General features: G+C 69.0%; 13 protein-coding genes. 1 reads left to right on the top strand and 12 read right to left on the bottom strand.

What is annotated here, in order from left to right; genetic code table 11:
• Positions 1-151: 151 nt before the first annotated feature.
• Positions 152-547 (bottom strand): hypothetical protein, encoded by a 396-nt coding sequence (locus tag DM992_RS42965; RefSeq protein WP_239511377.1) that lies wholly within the window; start codon positions 545-547, stop codon positions 152-154.
• 141 nt (positions 548-688) lie between these two features.
• Here DM992_RS42965 and DM992_RS29100 point away from each other — a divergent pair, with 141 nt between their 5' ends.
• Positions 689-973, top strand: coding sequence for a DUF4148 domain-containing protein (locus DM992_RS29100; RefSeq protein WP_111019692.1), 285 nt, complete (start codon positions 689-691; stop codon positions 971-973).
• Between the two features lie 82 nt (positions 974-1055).
• Here DM992_RS29100 and DM992_RS29095 read toward each other — a convergent pair whose 3' ends face one another.
• The 11 genes from DM992_RS29095 to DM992_RS29045 all read right to left on the bottom strand — a co-directional run bounded on the left by DM992_RS29095 (position 1056) and on the right by DM992_RS29045 (position 17363).
• Positions 1056-2462, bottom strand: a complete 1407-nt coding sequence (locus DM992_RS29095) for a heavy metal sensor histidine kinase (protein WP_111019691.1) — start codon at positions 2460-2462, stop codon at positions 1056-1058.
• Complete coding sequence (irlR, locus tag DM992_RS29090; RefSeq protein WP_111019690.1) at positions 2459-3142, bottom strand: heavy metal response regulator transcription factor IrlR; 684 nt, start codon at positions 3140-3142, stop codon at positions 2459-2461. The genes DM992_RS29095 and irlR overlap by 4 nt, the downstream gene beginning before the upstream one ends.
• Positions 3142-6366 carry a CusA/CzcA family heavy metal efflux RND transporter gene (locus DM992_RS29085; RefSeq protein ID WP_111019689.1) on the bottom strand — a complete coding sequence of 1075 codons (3225 nt, stop codon included), beginning with the start codon at positions 6364-6366 and terminating at the stop codon, positions 3142-3144. The genes irlR and DM992_RS29085 overlap by 1 nt, the downstream gene beginning before the upstream one ends.
• A gap of 161 nt (positions 6367-6527) precedes the next feature.
• Entirely contained in the window at positions 6528-7997 is a 1470-nt protein-coding gene (locus DM992_RS29080; RefSeq protein WP_111019688.1) for an efflux RND transporter periplasmic adaptor subunit, read from the bottom strand.
• A 26-nt stretch (positions 7998-8023) separates the two neighbouring features.
• Positions 8024-9325: a TolC family protein gene (locus tag DM992_RS29075; RefSeq protein ID WP_111020456.1), complete on the bottom strand. Its 1302-nt coding sequence runs from the start codon at positions 9323-9325 to the stop codon at positions 8024-8026.
• A gap of 230 nt (positions 9326-9555) precedes the next feature.
• Positions 9556-10746 (bottom strand): phosphotransferase, encoded by a 1191-nt coding sequence (locus tag DM992_RS29070; protein WP_111019687.1) that lies wholly within the window; start codon positions 10744-10746, stop codon positions 9556-9558.
• A 36-nt stretch (positions 10747-10782) separates the two neighbouring features.
• Positions 10783-11412, bottom strand: a complete 630-nt coding sequence (gene pnuC / locus DM992_RS29065; protein ID WP_111019686.1) for a nicotinamide riboside transporter PnuC — start codon at positions 11410-11412, stop codon at positions 10783-10785.
• A 59-nt stretch (positions 11413-11471) separates the two neighbouring features.
• On the bottom strand, positions 11472-13703 hold the full coding sequence (locus DM992_RS29060; protein ID WP_111019685.1) for a TonB-dependent siderophore receptor: 2232 nt from the start codon (positions 13701-13703) through the stop codon (positions 11472-11474).
• Between the two features lie 598 nt (positions 13704-14301).
• On the bottom strand, positions 14302-14505 hold the full coding sequence (locus DM992_RS29055; protein WP_034182111.1) for a DUF2970 domain-containing protein: 204 nt from the start codon (positions 14503-14505) through the stop codon (positions 14302-14304).
• A 122-nt stretch (positions 14506-14627) separates the two neighbouring features.
• The gene (locus tag DM992_RS29050; protein ID WP_111019684.1) at positions 14628-16682 is read right to left on the bottom strand and encodes a pyridoxamine 5'-phosphate oxidase family protein; all 2055 of its coding nucleotides are present in this window, start codon (positions 16680-16682) and stop codon (positions 14628-14630) included.
• Between the two features lie 36 nt (positions 16683-16718).
• Positions 16719-17363: a glutathione S-transferase gene (locus tag DM992_RS29045; RefSeq protein ID WP_111019683.1), complete on the bottom strand. Its 645-nt coding sequence runs from the start codon at positions 17361-17363 to the stop codon at positions 16719-16721.
• Positions 17364-17464: the final 101 nt, after the last annotated feature.

The raw sequence follows: 17464 nt of genomic DNA, 5'->3' as shown, positions 1-17464 counted from the left end.
GTTCTCGATGCGTCGCGTCGCTATGATCGGAACGGTAACGGGCCATGCCTGTTCCCATCCACGCAGCGGGTCGCTGTCGCACGGCACGATCACGCGTTAGGCCCGGACTCATCGAGGACCGGGTCTTTTTTTTTGATCGCGAGGCAGACGATCACGGCGCTGGATTGCGTTGCGGAAACAGGCACGGATGCGTCTTCACGTACAGGTTCGGATTGCCGCAGCGATGCCCGGCATAGTCGATCAGCTCACCGGGCATGAGGTCGGCCGGCACCGGCTTGCGCGCAGAGGCCGACGCGATCGTACCAGTGTCTGAACGTGACGATGCGCAGCCTGCGAACAACGGGACGATCAGGACTGCGATCAACGATAGACGAATGGCGAGACAGTGCAATTTTCGGTCCCGAATGAAAGTCTGAACATGGCCGCCCGCTTTCGATGCTGCTGTCGCGAACGGCGCGAACGCCGTCGGCCGCGCGGGCCATCGACAGACTTCATGTTCCGCTTCCCGCTCATCGCGCTCATGACGCGAACATGACGATTGCGTCATGCCGCTCGTGCACGCAAGGCGCGCCGCCGCCTTTCGCAATCTGACGTTTTTTTCATCTGCCGATCACGGTGGCGCACGGCTGCTTTCGCATACTGAGTCCATGGTTCGCCACCCGGCGACCCTGATCAAGGAGAGAGCTCAATGAAAACGGCAAAACTCGCAGCACTGTTCGTCACCGCCACGCTGTCGCTCGGCATGGCCACGCAGGCCGCATTCGCACAGACGCAAACGCAGGGCAAGACCCGCACGCAGGTCGTCGACGAATTGAAGCAGGCGCAGCACGACGGCGTCGTACCGACCGGCAAGACACAGTACCCGCCGACCGCCGAGATGGTCGCGCGCAACAAGGAGCTTCACGGGATTTCGGCGCATGGCGGCGAGAAGGCACCGCAGGCCGACAACCACGACAACCTGGCGACCCGCTGATGCCGCTCGGTCGTACGATCGCGGGCAACGCGCCGCGCGCAAACGCCTTGCGGCGAACGCGCGGGCGTGCCCGCCCGCGATGTCAGGTGCGGATGGCGGCCGGCCGTCGCGGAAAACGCAGCCAGAACGTCGTGCGCCGGCCGGGATCGCTGTCGACGCCGCATTCGCCGCCGTGGTTGTCCATGATCGACCGGACGATCGCGAGGCCGAGCCCCGTGCCCGACGCCGAATTGTGCCGCGACGGATCGACGCGATAGAAACGCTCGAAGATCCGCCCGACATGCTCCGCCGCGATGCCGGGCCCCGTATCCGACACGGCGATCGTCGTCGCACCGCCCTGCTCCACGCAGTCGATCGTCACGACGCTGCCGCGCGGCGCGTAGGCGAGCGCATTGGACAGCAGGTTGCTCAACGCGCGCTGGTACAGCGTGAGATCCGCATCGACCCACGCGTGGCCGTCGACCTTCACCGATACGCCCGCATCCTCCGCGAGCGGCTCGTAGTAGCCGGCGACACGCCCGGCCTCTTCCGCCGCATTCAGCCGCCGCACGTCGATCGACGTGCCGGCCTGTTCCGAGCGAGCGAGAAACAGCATGTCCTCGATCATTCTCGACAGCCGCTGATACTCGTCGATGCTGGATTCGATCACGTTGCGGTATTCATCCGCGCTGCGCGGCTGCGACAGCACGACCTGCGCGGCCGCCTGCAGATTCGTGAGCGGCGTGCGCATGTCGTGCGCGAGATTCGACGAAAACTGGCTCAGTCGCGTGAACGATTCGCTCAGCCGCGCGAGCATCCCGTTGAATGCGTGCTCGAGCTCCTTCAGCTCGCCTGACGTATCGAGTTCCGGCAGCGGATGCGCAAGCCGGCTCGACGACATCTGCTCGGCGCGCGACGCGAAACGCCGCAGCGGGCTCAAGCCCAGCGCCGCGATGCCATACGCGATCGCGGCCGCGAGCACCACGCCGAACACCTCGATCACGACGATCGTATAAGCATGCGTACGCAACAGCAGCACGTCGGCGCTGCGGTCGTACTGCACCGCGACGCGCACCACCGGTGCGCCCGCGCCGGCAAGCGGCACGGTCGTCACCAGATACTGACGCCGTGCGCCGGGCGGCGCGACGCCGACCGGCGCGCGCGCCGCGTCCAGCGACAGCAGCGTCGCGTACGGGCGGAATCCTGGCGTGCCGACGAGGCGCGTGCCCGTCGCATCGTAGATCGCGAGATCCATGTTCGGATGGCCGTGCAGCTGGTCGATCCAGATGTCGGTGTTGCGCGCGACGTCGGCCGTCGTGCGCGCTTCGGCCAGATGCGTGCCCAATGCGGCGGAAATGCCGGCCATCTGCTCGGCCGCCGTCGTTTCGACGCGGTTGCTCAGCGCCTCGTAAAGCGCGACGCCGCTCGACGCGAGGATCACCGACGTCGACAGGATGATCAGCGCGGTCAGGCGTCCGCGCAGCGTGCGCGGCAGCAGGCGCGCGATCATGCGGCCACGCCGCCGCGCGCTTCGAGCACGTAGCCCATCCCGCGCACGGTGTGGATCAGTTTCGGATCGTACGCGTCGTCGATCTTCGAACGCAGCCGCCGGATCGCCGAATCGACGACGTTCGTGTCGCTGTTGAAGTTCATGTCCCACACCTGCGATGCGATCGTCGCGCGCGGCAGGATCTCGCCCTCGCGACGCATCAGCAGCCACAGCAGCGCGAACTCCTTCGCGGTCAGCAGGATCGTGTCGCCCTGCCGCGTGGCCTTGCGGCGCGTCAGGTCGAGTTCGAGGTCGGCCACGCGCAGCGTGTTCGAATCGCGCGGCTGGCCGCGCCGCAGGATCGACTTGATGCGCGCGGTCAGTTCGACGAAGTCGAACGGCTTCGCGAGATAGTCGTCGGCACCGAGTTCGAGTCCCTTCACGCGATCGCCGACGTCGTCGCGCGCGGTGAGGAACAGCACCGGCGTCGACTTGCTGCGCCGCAGGTTCTGCAGCAGCGTCCAGCCGTCCTGCCCCGGCAGCATCACGTCGAGCACGAGCAGGTCGTATTCCTCGGTCTCGGCCTGGTGCTGGCCCGTGATGCCGTCCTCGACCCAGTCGACGACATAACCTGCCTCGGTCAGGCCCTTGCGCAGATAGGCGCCCGTCTTCGGTTCATCCTCGACAATCAGAATTCGCATTACGCATTACCCTTGAAGAAACCCAGCCGGCGCAGCAAACCGGCGCCGAACCCGCCGCCGAAGCTGTCCAAAAGCGCGGCGCGCCACGACACTGCATGGCTGACGCGGTACAGCACGGGCAGCACCAGCAGCGTCAGCGCCGTGGACGACAGGATACCGCCGATCACGACCGTCGCAAGCGGGCGCTGCACCTCGGCGCCGGTGCCGGTTGCGAACGCCATCGGCAGGAAACCGAGCGACGCGACGAGCGCGGTCATCAGCACCGGCCGCAGCCGCGTGAGCGCGCCTTCGCGCACGGCGGCGTCGAGCGGCACCCCTTCGTCGCGCAGGTTGCGGATGAACGAGATCATCACGAGCCCGTTGAGCACGGCGACGCCGGACAGCGCGATGAAGCCGACCGCCGCCGTGATCGACAGCGGAATCCCGCGCAGCCACAGCGACACGACGCCGCCGCTCAGCGCGAACGGAATGCCGGTGAATACGAGCAGGCCGTCCTTCACGTTGTTGAACATCACGAACAGCAGCACGAACACCATGAACAGCGCGAGCGGCACGACGAGCTTCAGGCGCTCGCTCGCGCTTTGCAGCTGCTCGAACTGCCCGCCCCACGACACCCAGTAGCCGGACGGCACGCGCACGTCCTGCTGCAACTGCTCGCGCGCATCGGCGACGAACGAGCCGACGTCGCGGCCGCGCACGTTCGCGCTGACGACCACACGCCGCTTGCCGTCCTCGCGGCTGATCTGGTTCGGGCCCGGCGCGACGTCGATCGTCGCGAGTTCCGCGAGCGGCACGTACGGCGCCGCCGCCAACGGCGCGCTGGCGCCGGCCGCCGGCGCGGGCAGCGCGATCGGCAGCCGCTTGATCGCGTCGATGTCCGAGCGCAGCTCGTCGGGCAGCCGCACGACGATGTCGAAGCGGCGGTCGCCCTGGAACAGCGTGCCGGCCTTCTGCCCGCCGACGGCCGCGGCCACCGTGTCCTGCAGGTCGGCGACGCTCACGCCGTAGCGCGCGAGCTTGTCGCGGTCGAGGTTGACGGTGAGTACCGGCAGCCCGGTCGTCTGCTCGACCTTCACCTCCGATGCACCCGGCACCTTCTGCAGCGCGGCCGCGATCTGCTCGCCTGTCTGGTTCAGCACGGCCATGTCGTCGCCGAAGATCTTCACGGCGACGTCGCTGCGCACGCCCGAGATCAGCTCGTTGAAGCGCAGCTGGATCGGCTGCGAGAACTCGTACGCATTGCCCGGCAGCTCGGCGAGCGCTTCCTCGATCTCGCGCACGAGCGTGTCGCGCGGTTTCTTCGGGTCAGGCCACCGGTCGGCCGGCTTCAGCATGATGTAGCCGTCCGACAGGTTCGGCGGCATCGGGTCGGCCGCGATCTCGGCCGTGCCGGTGCGCGCGAACACGCGCTCGATCTCGGGGAAACGCGCCTTCAGCGTCTTCTCGATCGACTTCTGCATCTCGACCGACTGCGACAGGCTCGTGCCGGGAATCCGCAGCGCGGCGACGGCCAGGTCGCCTTCGTTGAGGCTCGGAATGAACTCGCTGCCGAGCCGCGTGGCGAGCCCGAGCGTGACGAGCACGATCGCACCCGCGCCGAGCATCACGCGCACCGGTCGCGTGATGAACGCGGCAAGCACCGGTTCGTACGCGCGCCGCGCCCAGCCCATCAGCCGGTTCTCCTTCTCCTCGACCCGCTCGCCGATAAACAGCGCCACCGCCGCCGGAATGAACGTGACGGTCAGCACCATCGCGGCCGCGAGCGCCATCACGACGGTGATGGCCATCGGATGGAACATCTTGCCTTCGACGCCGGTCAGCGCAAAGATCGGCAGGTACACGACCATGATGATCAGTTGCCCGAAGATCAGTGCGCGGCGCGCTTCCTGCGACGCGCCGAACACTTCGGCAAAGCGCTCGTCGCGCGTGAGCGGCCGCCCGGCCACAGCCTGCGCATGCGCGAGCCGCCGCACGCAGTTCTCGACGATCACCACCGCGCCGTCGACGATGATCCCGAAGTCGAGCGCGCCGAGGCTCATCAGGTTCGCGCTCACCTTCGCGTTGACCATGCCGGTGAAGGTCATCAGCATCGACAGCGGAATCACGAGCGCGGTGATCAGCGCCGCGCGGATGTTGCCGAGGAACAGGAACAGCACCGCGATCACGAGGATTGCGCCTTCGAGCAGGTTCTTCTTCACCGTCGCGACGGCTTTTTCGACGAGCACCGTGCGGTCGTACACGGGAATCGCCTTCACGCCCGCCGGCAGCGTGCGGTTCACGTCCTCCATCTTCGCAGCGACGGCCTTCGAGACCGTCCGGCTGTTCTCGCCCATCAGCATGAAGACCGTGCCGAGCACGACCTCCTCGCCGTTCGACGTCGCAGCGCCCGTGCGCAGCTCGCGGCCGATGTCGACCAGCCCGACGTCCTTCATCCGCACCGGCACGCCACCGACGTTGGTCAGTACGATGCTGGCGATGTCGTCGACGGTGCGCGCCTGGCCCGGCACGCGCACGAGATACTGCTCGCCGCGCTTTTCGATGTAGCCGGCGCCGACGTTGTCGTTGTTGCGTTCGAGCGCGCGCACGACGTCGGCGAGCGTCAGCCCGTACGACATCAGCTTCGCCGGGTTCGGCGCGACACGGTATTCCTTCACGTAGCCGCCGATCGAGTTGACCTCGGTCACGCCGCGCACGTTCCTGAGCTGCGGCCGCACGACCCAGTCCTGCAGTTCGCGCAGGTCGGCCGCCGTATAGCGCGTGCCGTCGGGCTTGCGTGCGGCCGCGTCGGCCTCGACGGTCCACAGGTAGATTTCGCCGAGGCCCGTCGACGTCGGCCCCATCGCAGGTGCGATGCCGGCCGGCAGCTTGTCCTTCGCTTCCTGGATGCGCTCGTTGACGAGCTGCCGCGCGAAGTAGATGTCGGTGCCGTCCTTGAAGATCACGGTGACCTGCGACAGCCCGTAGCGCGAGATCGAGCGCGTCTGCTCGAGGCCAGGCAGCCCGGCCATCACGGTCTCGATCGGGTAGGTGATCCGCTGCTCGGCCTCGAGCGGCGAATAACCGGGCACGGCCGTGTTGATCTGGACCTGCACGTTCGTGATGTCGGGCACCGCATCGATCGGCAGCTTCTGGTAGCTGAAGACGCCCAGAGCGGCCACGGCCGCGATCGCCAGCATCACGAGCCAGCGGTGCGCAATCGCAAAGCGGATCAGGCGCTCAAACATGGCGGGATTCCTTGAAACGGGGAACGGTCGTCCTCACCGGACGGGCCGCGCGACCGGTCATTCGGCGGGTCGCAGATCGAACCGCAAATCGAGCCGCATATCGAGCCGCATATCGAGCCGCATATCGAGCCGAAAATCGTGCAATGGCACGTGCGTGACGCTCATTCATGTTCCGCGCTCCCCTTGCCGAGCTCGGCCTTCAGCACGAAGCTGTTCGACGCCACGTATTCCTGGCCGGGCTTGAGCCCCTTCAGCACTTCGGTCGCGCGTTCGTCGCGCCGCCCCGCCTCGACCGCCTGCGCGACGAACCCTTTCGGCGAGCGCACGAACACCGACGGCGCACCGTCGACGTCCTGCAATGCATCGCTCGCGACCGCGAGCGCCACGCCCTGCTTGCCCGCGTCGACCGACACGTTCACGAACATGCCCGGCCGCCATACGCCGTCGGGGTTCGGCAGCACGACGCGCGCCGGCGCGGTGCGTGTCTGTTCGCCGAGCAGCGAGCCCACATACGCGATCGGGCCGCTCGAACGCGATTCGAACGCGGTCGCGCTGACGGTCGCGTCGCGGCCGACCCGCACGTCGTTCAGCCGCTGCGCCGGCACGGCCATCTCGGCCCACACCGTCGACAGGTCGGAGATCACGAACATGCTCGCGTCGGCGGCGATCGCCTCGCCGGGCGTCGCATGCTTCTCGACGATCGTGCCCGCGAACGGCGCGCGCAGCTCGTAGCGGTTCAGCGCGCCCGCGCCCGCCGGCGCGTTCAGCGCGGCGAGCTTCTGGCGCGCGTTCTGCACGGCGATCTCGGCCTCGCGCAACTGCACCTGTGCCTGCTGGTAGTCCTGTTCCGCCGAGATGCGCTCCTGCCACAGCGTGCGTTCGCGCTCGAAGGTTGCGCGCGCACCCGACAGCCGGCGCTCGGCCGTCAGCAGTTCGCTGCGCCGGTCCGCGAGATCGGTGCTCGCGATCACGGCCAGCACCTGCCCCTTCGCGACGTTCTGCCCGAGCGACACCGATACCTGCTCGACGATGCCGGCGACGCGCGGCACGACGTGCGCGGTGCGATCCTCGTTGAACTTGATCTCGCCCGGCAACTGGAACGGCGTCGCGATCTGCGCGGGGCCGGCCTTCGCGAGCGCGATCTTCGAGGTCGCCAACTGCGCGTCGGTCAGCGCGATCGCGCCGTCGGCGCGCGCGAACGGGAACGACGCTGCGTCGCTGCCCGCCTTGACGTCGATGGTCGCGTCGAACACGTGCGGCTTGGCGATCGACTGCGCGGACACGAACTTCTGGCCGGCCGCGTCGAAACGGATCGGTTCGTGCGTGCGGTCGTACCGGACCAGCGTGCCGGATACGGTCACGCCCTTGTCGGCCGGCATGCCGTCGACGAACGGATAGACGACGAGCCGCGCGTCGCCGGGCTTTTCCGTCATGACGATCTCGACGGACAGCCTGCCGCGCTTCAGCACGACGCCGCCCCGCGCGCCGGCGCCATCGGCAGGCTGCGCGGCTTCGGCAGCCGACGACGTGGACGCGCTGCCGCTGCCCCGCGTGACGGCGAGCGCGCCGAGCACGATCCCGGCGCCGCCGAGCACGGCCGCCGCAATGATGAAGATTCTGCTGCGTGACATGATGATCCTTCAGATGAGAGGAGCGCTTATTGCGCGACGGCCGCGCGCGGCGTGCCGACGAGCCGGCCGATGTCGGCGCGGGCCGCGTGCGCGTCGGTGAGCGCGCGCACGTATTGCGACTGCCCCTGGAACAGCGTGCGCTGCGCGTCGAGCACGTCGAGGAAGCCGAACTTCCCGAGCTGGTAGCCGCGCGACATCGCGTCGAGCGCGGTGCGTGCGCCGGGCAGGATGTCGGTCTTCAGGCGCCGTGCCTCCTGCGCGGCGGCCTCGAAGTTCGCATAGGCCTGCGTCAGCTCCAGCCGCAGCCGCGCGCGTTCGCGATCGAGATCGGCGTTCGCGCGCTCGGCCTTGTGCGTCGCTTCGAGCAGCGCGCCCTTGTTCGTGTTGAACAGCGGGATCGGGATCGACACGCCGACGACGGCCTGGTTGTCCGGCACGCCGCCCGTGGTCACGCGTTTCACGCCCGCGCTGACCGTCACGTCCGGAATGCGCCGCGCGCGTTCGAGCGACACGGCCGCGTTCGAGCGCAGCATCTCGGCGCGCGCGATGCGCGTAAGCGGTGCGTCGTCGAGCCGCTCGACGAGCGCGGGCAGCGGGTCGACCGCCGGCACGACTTCGAGATCGCCGACCGCATCGCGCCGGTCGATGCGCGCGCCGCCCATCGCCGCATTCAGTTTTTCGCGGGCGACGTCGACGCGGCCGCGCGCGGTCGCGACTTCGATCAGCACGGCCGCCGCGGCCACCTGCGCCTTGGTCGCCTCGACCGGCGATACCTTGCCGGCCTGCGCGCGCCGCCCGGCGAGATCCGCCGAGCGCGCGGCGATCGCCGCCGATTCCTCGGTCACCTGAAGCTGCCGCTGTGCGGCGAGCAAACCGTAGAACGCGGCGGTCACGTCGGCGCTCACGACGGCGCGCTGCTCGTCGAGCGACGCATCGGCGGACTGCCGTCCGTACGACGCGACGTCGAGCCGCGCGCTGCGCTTGCCGCCCAGCTCGATCGTCTGGTTGAGCAGCACGGTCGACGTGCGCTCCGCGCGGCGAAAGCCTTCCTGCAGGAACGAGAGTTCCGGGTTCGGGCGCGCGCCGGCCTGCATCAGCGCGCCCGCGGATGCATCGACGTCGGCGCGCGCGCCGCGCAGCGCGGGATTGCTGCGCGCGGCCGTGTCGAGCGCGTCGGCGAGCGTCAGCGGCGCGGCAGCGGTCGCATCGGCTTGCGGAGCAACGGCTGCGGGCAACTCACCTGGCGTGGTGGGCAGCGGTGACGATTGGGCATGGGTCGTCGCCGCCGTCGCAAGGACGGCGAGCGCAACCAGGGTGTGCGTGAACATGTGCGAGCCTGCGGTTACGGTTTCGCGACCGATGCTACGGAGCAACCGCAGTGCGAACATGAGGCGAAGATGATATTTCCGTCATCTTCGTTGAAGCGATCCGGCGTGAACGTTGCGCGCGGGGATCATGCGCCGCGCACGAGAGAAGAACTGAGGCGCAGCGAGAGCCGCCCCGCCCGATCAGAAGGCCTGCGTTTCGTCCGGATGAACGGAAGCGCGCGACACGACGCTCAGATGTTGCGCGACTTCGTCCGCCGGCGCCGTTCAAGCCAGTCGAGCAACTGCCGCCCATCGCGTTCGCCGAACCAGCGCGCATGCCCGATCAGGTAACCGTCGTACGCGATGTCGACGATGGCCGGCGCATCGATGATGCAGCCGAAATACGCGACTTCCGACAGCGCGAACTCCGTATGCACGATCGGCAGCAGCGCGACCAGCGCCGCGTAGGCGTCGTCGCCCAGCGGTTCGAGCGATTCGTAGCCGTCGAGCAGCGCGTCGATCTGTTCGTATTCGATGCGCCTCGCATCGGCCGGCGCCAACCAGTCGACCGTATTGCGCTCGATCGCGAGCGCGAGGTCCATCACCGCGCAGGTGCGATCCGACAACCCGAAATCGAGCACGGTCCGCACCTGCGCGCCGGGCCCCGCATCGGTCCACAGCAGGTTCGACGCATGCCAGTCGCCGTGCGTCCACAGCGGCCGCAACGCGGGCAGCAGCGGCACGAGGCGCGCGTGATACGGGCCGATCGCGTCGGCGACGTCGCCGCGCCAGTCGCGCGCGCCGAGCGCACGCACGAGCAGCGGCTGCGCATCGACCCAGCGTTCGAGCGCGCCCGCCAGATCGGCGCACGACAGCACTCGGAAACTCGACAGCAGCGTGCGCACGGGCCGCGCGGGCGCATCGTAGCCGGCCGACGCGCGGTGCAGCTCGGCCAGCGCGCGGCCGGCCGCATACGCATGCGACGGATGCATGAACGGCTGCCACGACATCACGCCGCGATACGGGTCGACGCCGGGCGCGAGCACATGCACCTCATACGTCCATTCGCCGGATGCGAACGCGGTCGCGCCGTCGCGGCCGGCGAGCACGTCGACCACGGGCATGCCGCGTTCGCGCAGATGCGCGATGAAACGATGCTCTTCCTCGAGCCCCGCGACATCGCGCAGGCTCACGTGATGACGCTTGACGAACAGCGCGCGCCCGTCCGCCATCCGCACCAGCACGGCCGCCGCGAACTGCCGCGGGCTGTGCCACGTCAGCCGGGCCGGCTCGCCGGCACCGTCGATCCGCGCGAGCACCGCCGCGACCTCGTCGTGCGTCATCAGCGGCCAGTCGCGTTCGGCCTGCTCGCCGTCGACGCCGAATTGCGGCGGCGCGACGTCGCGCGATACTGGCCCGTCCGGCTCGAGTGGGAATGACATGAACGACGTTGCTCCGTAGTTGAATCGATGCGTGAATCAGCGCACGCCGCTGCCGGACGCGAGCGCGCCGCCGGCTGCCGCGCGCAGCGTCGCGGCCGTCCGGCTCCAGTCGCGCCAGCCGATGACGGCGAGCCCGATGAACAGCGCATAGAGTCCGGCCGTCAGATATAGCTCCTTGAACACGAACATCCCGACGTATACGACGTTCACGACGATCCACAGCCCCCACGACGCGATGTAGCGCCGCGCGGTCCAGTATTGCGCGACGAGGCTGAACGCGGTCAGCGACGCATCGACGAACGGCAGCGCCGCATCGGTCCAGCGCGCCATCATGCCGCCGAGCAGCGCGCTGCCGACGACGGCCGCGATCAGGTCGGGCAGCATCTGCCGCGGCCGCACGCCCGTGACGGGCGCCACGTCGCCGGCCGGCGCCGCGCCGCCGGCTTCGCTCGCCCGCTGCGCGAGCCAGCGCTGCCAGCCGTACACCTGCAGCACCGCGAACGCGCCCTGCAGCAGCATGTCCGAGTACAGCTTCGCGTCGAAGAAGATCCAGCCGTACAGCGCGACCGACGCGAGCCCGACCGGCCAGCACAGCATGCGCCGCTTCGCGGTCAGCCAGATCGCGAGCGCGCTGACGATCACGCCGGCGATTTCGAGTGGGGACATCGTCTGTGCTCTCCTGGGTAGCTGCCGGGGCCGCGCGTCATGCGGCCGGTTCCGGACGATCAGAAATCATAGGTCAACGATACGCGCGCGGTGCGCGGCGCACCCGGGAACAGGTACGCATCGCCCTGCTGCTCGCCCGCGTCGCGCCAGTAGAACTTGTTGAACAGATTGTCCACCGATACGCGCAGCACCGTGCGATGACCGCCGATCTTCGTCGTATAGCGCGCGCCGAGATTGAACACGAACCACGACGGCACGCGCGCGGTGCCTTCCTCGTTCGCGTTGCGGGCCGCGCTGTACTCGACGCCGCCAAGCACGTTCAGGCCCGCGACGCCCGGCACCGCGTAGTCCGCATACAGCGACGCGCGCAGCGCGGGCACGTTGATGATCTGGTGTCCTTCGTACGCCGGCGAACCCGAATCGACCGCGCGGGCGCGGATCGCGGCGACGCTGGCCGTCAGCGAAAGGCGCTCGGTCATGCGCCCGGCCGCGCCGAGCTCGATCCCCTGGTGCCGTTGCGTGCCGCGCTGCACGAACGTGTAGGTCGTGCCCGATGCGTCCGGGTCGGCGAACTGGAACGGCTTGCTGATCGAGAACACGGCGGCCGTGAGGCTCAGCCGGTCGAGCCAGTCGTATTTCGCGCCGACCTCGATCTGGTGCGATTCGACGGGCGGCAGGAACGCATACGCGTTGGTCGCACGCACCGGCGCCTGGTCGCCGAGCGACAGCGCCTTGCTGTACGACGCGTACAGCGACAGCACGTTCACCGGCTTGTAGACGAGCGCGACCTGCGGCAGGAACACCGAGCGGTCGGTATGCGTCGTCGGGCCGTCGAGGCTGCTCCAGCTGCGCTGGCGCAGCAGCACTTCCTTGCCGCCCGCGAGCACCTGCCAGTGTTCGCCGATGCTGATGCGGTCGAGCCCGAACACGCCGTACTGCCACGCGTCGAGGCGCGGATACGACGGCCCGGGCGAATTCGGCGACGGCGGGAACGCCACGTCGGGCCCGTAGATGTTCTCGCTGCCCACATAGTCGTACACGGCGTCGGCCATGTGCACGACACGGCGCTGCACGCTCACGCCGAGCGTCAGCTCGTGCCGCAGCGGCCCCGTCGCGAACTTGCCCGTCGTGACCGCGCGCAGGTCGTCGTTGCGCCGGTATTCGCCGGGGCTGCGGAAGTCGTATACGTCGTAGTCGCCGTTCGCGCCGAAGAAGAACGGCGACGTCGCGCCGGCCGCGCAGCTTGCCGCATACGAACAGCCGTACGCGAACGCGCTGTTGTCGTCGATCATCGTGCGGCTGCGGCCCGCGGCGATGTATGCCTTCCAGTCATCGTTGAACTGGTAGTCGAAGCGCGCATTCAGGTTCAGCGCGTCGGTCGTTACCGGTTTCGCCCACGGCTGCGTGCCGAGCGCCTTCGACGTCGTCTTGACCGACGGCACGACAGTGCCCCCGAGCAGCTGGTAGCCGGGCGCGGAACGCTGGATCCACTGCTGGAATTCGGCATTGAGCTGCAGGCTCGCACGCGGGTTGATGTCCCAGTCGGCGGCAATCGAGCCGAACGTGCGCCGCCCGTTCGTGCCGTCGATGTACGAGTGCATGTTCTCCTTCGCGGAATTGATCCGGAAACCGAACTGATTGTCGGGACCGAAGCGGCGGCCGAGATCGACGGCCGCCGACGTCGAGCCGCGGCTGTCGACGCCGCCCGTCACGCTCGCGACGTTCGCGGAGCGCTTCGTCACGAAGTTGATCACGCCGCCCGGCGCGACGACGCCGCTGTCGATGCCGGCGAGCCCCTTCAGGATCTCGACGCGCTCCTTGTTCTCGAGCGGCACGTTCTGCTCGCCGGATACCGTCAGCCCGTCGATCCGGATCGCGCTCGCGAGATCGACCGGAAAGCCGCGGATCGCGAAGCCTTCGAAATAGCCGACCGGCGCATAGTCGTTGACGACCGACGCGTCGTTGCGCACGATGTCGCTGAGCCGCTTCGCCTGCTGGTCGTCGAGCTGCGCGCGCGTGACGACGCTCACCGACGCCGGCGTGTCGCGCAGCGGCGTTTCGTCGAGCCCCGCGACCGACGCGTTGCGCACGCGAAACCCGTTGCCGCGTTCGCCGCTCACCGTGATCGCCGGCAGCGTCGCGCTGCCGGCCGCATCGGCGTCCGGTGCCGGCGCGTCGCCCTGGGCTGCTGCAGCCTGCGCTGCGAAAAGCGTGATGCCGAGGCCGACTCCGAGCCCGACCTTCGCGCGCCGCCGCCGTACGGGCGATGCTGTTGTTTTATTCACCGTCATTGTTCTGGATGGAAAACTCGCCACTCGACCCTGTCGACACACGTTAAGAAGCTGCGAAGCGTCCGCCCGCGGACGAATCCTCACCCTCCGGCGCATCCGGCCGGCACGACATTCATCGGACGAACCGGACGAGACGGCACGCATGCGCGCCGGTCGATCGGGAAGACGCAGGATGGGACTTCGGATTCGGATGACGCACCGGGAACCGAAGCAGCCGTCGACGGGTTCGTCGGGTGCCTGTCGGGCGGCCGGCGGCATCGCGCGGTCTTGTCATGCGGGGGACGCTTCGAACGCCCCGGTGCGAGCGCCGGGCACTTGCGCGCGCCGTTCGTCGGAACGGCGGCCTGCCCCGCGCGCGCGACATCGCGGCGTGGCGCGCATTTTACCCCGGGCGGGGATCAGGATCGTGGAATCGGGCGGAACGGGAGGCGGGAAAGAACGGGAATGGGGAAACGCGATTCGTGCCACATGGCAATGGCGGCGATCTGGCAGCGATGCTCGGCGCGCACGGCAACCTCGCAGACCGGCGCAATCAAGCGCCGGTCACGCGACTGGAAACCGGAGCGGGAATGATCCCCGCTCGCAATTCACGCGCCGCTCAGAACCCCTGCATCGTCACTGTCGGATCGACGACCAGATGCACGACGCCATAGATGACCGCGCCGACGAGCAGCGCGAGCAGGATCGCCACGAACGGCAGCAGCGTGAAGTTGACGTTCGCGAGATCGGCTGCGTGCGCCTTGCTGTTGCGCACGCCGAAGAAACTCCACAGGACCAGCTTGATCATGCCGAGCAGTTTCATGATTACGCTCCTTTCATCGAATCGGTTGACGCTATCGTCGATCCGACCGGCATCCGAAAAAAGAAGCAGTTGCGCGTGCTTTTCGCGCAGCAGGCCGTCTGCGGCCGCGTGTCGCAGGCGCGTCAGCGGTCGAGCACGAGCGGTTCCGTCGCGCCTTGCGCGGGCCGCGCGACGCACAGCAGCGCGCAGCCTGGTTCGACCGCCGCATCGGGCGTTTGCTCGTAGTCGACCGCGCCGGACAGCACGCGCGTCGCGCACGTGCCGCACGAACCGGAGCGGCATTCGGACGGCACGGCGACGCGCTGCCCTTCCGCGAAGTCGAGCAGCGTGCCGTCGGCGGGCGTCCATGCGGCTTCACGCCCGGTACGCCGAAACACGACCGGCACGCTCGCCGCCGGCGCGCCTGCCGTGCCTGCCGCCCGGGTCACGCTGCGCGCCACGGTGGACGGCCCGAACGCCTCGAAACGGATGCGTTCGTCCGGCACGTTCAGCGCGCGCAGCCCGTCGTACAGGTCGCGCATGAACGCCGACGGCCCGCACAGGTAGAAGTCGTAGTCGTCGAACGGCAGGAGCCGCTTCAGTTGCGCGATGTCGATGCGCCCGGCCCGTGCTGCCGTGTCGTCGTGTAGATGGCTGTCGAACCAGTGGAGCGACAGCCGCGCATCGGCGGCCGCGATGCGCGCCAGTTCCACCTCGAACGGCCGGTCGGCCGCTTCGCGCGCGCCGTGCACGAACACTACGCGGCGCGACGGCGCGGCGTCGGCCAGCGCGCGGCGCAGCATCGCGATCATCGGCGTGATGCCGATGCCGGCCGATACAAGCACGGCCGGGCGCGGGCTCGCGAGATCGAACGTGAAGCGGCCGCGCGGCATCTGCGCGTCGAGCGTCATGCCCGTCCGCGCGTGATCGTGCAACCATGCCGACACGCGCCCTTCGCGCTTCACGGTGATCCGGTAATGCGCACCGCCCGGCGCATCGGAAAGCGTATAGCTGCGTATCGACGGTGCATCGCTGCCCGGCAACGCAACACGCAGCGTCAGATGCTGCCCGGCTTCGTATGCAGGCAACGCGCCGCCGTTCACCGGTTCGAAATGGAACGAGCGGATCGAGCGCGCCTCGTCGACGATCTTCGCGATGCGCAGCGATCGCCATGCGGGTGCCGTTTGGTGTGCCGACGCGGACGGCACCGGCGCGACCGCCGCCGTCACCGCTATCGCCGCGAACTGCGGCGCGCGCTCGACCGCCGACCACCGGAACCGCAGCACCGCGCGCATGCGCCGCACCTCCCGCACATGAAACCGCACGACACGCTGCGCGCCGTCGAACGACGCGACGAGCGGCCCGTCCCACACGATCTCCGCGCGCGCGGCGACATACAGCAGGTCGCCGCTGTCGAAATCGACGAACAGCAGCCCCGCGCGCGGGTCGTGCTGCAGGTTGCCGAGCGTGTTGAAGAATCGGTTGCCGCTGAAATCCGGCGTCGTCAGCGTGTGCGCATCGTCGACGCGCACGAAGCCCGGCATCCCGCCGCGATGCGACACGTCCGCGCCGCGCGCGGCGCCCGCGTCCGCCGACGTGTTCGCGCTCGCGACGAAGAACGTATCGGCCTGCGCGAGCAGCGCGCGATCCGCATCGTTCAGCCGATCCGACACGTCGGGCCCGACCGGTGCATCGCCGTCGCGCGCGACGAACGTCGGCTTGCGGCCCTGGATGTACTTCGCACAGTTGCCGAAGCTCTGCTCGACCGCAATCGTCAGCGCATCGCCGTCGACCGCGCGCACGACGCCGTTGACGCGATTGCGCCGGCGCGTATCGAATTCGATCCCGAGCCCGCCGAGCGGCGCGCCCGGCCGCCACGCGCCGGCCAGCGGATCGCCCGGCAGCGCGGGCGCCGCGATGCGCAGCGTGCGCGCATCCGGCGACGTGACGAACCCCGGCGCGCCGGCCCGCAGCGTCGCCCACGGCTGGCCGTGCGCATCGACGCCGCCGAGCACGAAGAACGGCAGTTGCGCGAAAAACGTCCGGTGCTGATCCGGCATGAAGCGCCGGATTCCGCGCCGGCCGGCCGCGCCCGCGGCGTCCGTCACGCCCGCGCGCTGCTGCACGGCGAGCTCGCCCGCGTGAAACGGCGCGGCATCGAGTTCCCAGCCCGGTACAGCGGCGGTCGGGGCATTCATCGCGTTCTCCCGGAAAAAACGTGGCGTCGAGTGACGTTATGCGGCGAGCAGGCCCGCGCGCGTCGCCGGCATGCCGACGAAACCCGGCAGCGCCTCGACGCGCGCCAGCCATGCGCGCACGTGCGGATACGGTTCGAGCGATACGCCGCCTTCCGGCGCGTGCGCGATGTACGTGTACGCGGCGATGTCCGCGATCGTCGGCTCGGCGCCAGCCGCGAACGGCTTGCCGGCCAGTTCGCGGTCGATCACGTCGAGCAGCTTCGCGGCCGTGCGCTTGGCCGCTTCCTGGTCGAGCGGCGCGCCGAACACGGTCACGAGCCGTGCGGCGGCAGGCCCCGTCGCGATCGGCCCGGCCGCGTACGACAGCCAGCGCTGCACGACCGCCGCGCCGGCCGGGTCGTCGGGCAGCCAGTGCGCGTCGCCGTAGCGCTTCGCGAGATACACGAGGATCGCGTTCGAATCGGCGAGCACGGTGCCGCCGTCGTCGATCACCGGCACCTGCCCGAGCGGATTGAGCGCGAGGAACGCCGGTTCGCGCTGCGCGCCGGCTGCCAGGTCGATGTCGACGATCTCGGCCTGCAGGCCGAGCAGCGACAGGAACAACCGGACGCGGTGCGCGTGCCCGGACAACAGGAACGAATAGACGCGAATCGGGGCGACAGGCTTACTGGCGACGGACATGGAAAACACTCCGGAATCTCGCGTCGCCGGGAATCGGCGACGAACGGCCCCAGCGTAGCGCTCGCGGTTCACGGCTAGAAGACGGATAATCACTGAAACAT

It is taken from the genome of Burkholderia sp. JP2-270 (assembly GCF_003233675.1).
GTDB classification, from domain to species: domain Bacteria; phylum Pseudomonadota; class Gammaproteobacteria; order Burkholderiales; family Burkholderiaceae; genus Burkholderia; species Burkholderia pyrrocinia_C.
This window is presented reverse-complemented; position numbering and strand designations above follow the sequence as displayed.

What these genes read in the sequence shown, in the direction of transcription:
- DM992_RS42965 (WP_239511377.1), bottom strand. Translation starts at nt 547, where the DNA reads ATGACGCAATCGTCATGTTCGCGTCATGAGCGCGATGAGCGGGAAGCG.
- DM992_RS29100 (WP_111019692.1), top strand. Translation starts at nt 689, where the DNA reads ATGAAAACGGCAAAACTCGCAGCACTGTTCGTCACCGCCACGCTGTCG.
- DM992_RS29095 (WP_111019691.1), bottom strand. Translation starts at nt 2,462, where the DNA reads ATGATCGCGCGCCTGCTGCCGCGCACGCTGCGCGGACGCCTGACCGCG.
- irlR (WP_111019690.1), bottom strand. Translation starts at nt 3,142, where the DNA reads ATGCGAATTCTGATTGTCGAGGATGAACCGAAGACGGGCGCCTATCTG.
- DM992_RS29085 (WP_111019689.1), bottom strand. Translation starts at nt 6,366, where the DNA reads ATGTTTGAGCGCCTGATCCGCTTTGCGATTGCGCACCGCTGGCTCGTG.
- DM992_RS29080 (WP_111019688.1), bottom strand. Translation starts at nt 7,997, where the DNA reads ATGTCACGCAGCAGAATCTTCATCATTGCGGCGGCCGTGCTCGGCGGC.
- DM992_RS29075 (WP_111020456.1), bottom strand. Translation starts at nt 9,325, where the DNA reads ATGTTCACGCACACCCTGGTTGCGCTCGCCGTCCTTGCGACGGCGGCG.
- DM992_RS29070 (WP_111019687.1), bottom strand. Translation starts at nt 10,746, where the DNA reads ATGTCATTCCCACTCGAGCCGGACGGGCCAGTATCGCGCGACGTCGCG.
- pnuC (WP_111019686.1), bottom strand. Translation starts at nt 11,412, where the DNA reads ATGTCCCCACTCGAAATCGCCGGCGTGATCGTCAGCGCGCTCGCGATC.
- DM992_RS29060 (WP_111019685.1), bottom strand. Translation starts at nt 13,703, where the DNA reads ATGACGGTGAATAAAACAACAGCATCGCCCGTACGGCGGCGGCGCGCG.
- DM992_RS29055 (WP_034182111.1), bottom strand. Translation starts at nt 14,505, where the DNA reads ATGAAACTGCTCGGCATGATCAAGCTGGTCCTGTGGAGTTTCTTCGGC.
- DM992_RS29050 (WP_111019684.1), bottom strand. Translation starts at nt 16,682, where the DNA reads ATGAATGCCCCGACCGCCGCTGTACCGGGCTGGGAACTCGATGCCGCG.
- DM992_RS29045 (WP_111019683.1), bottom strand. Translation starts at nt 17,363, where the DNA reads ATGTCCGTCGCCAGTAAGCCTGTCGCCCCGATTCGCGTCTATTCGTTC.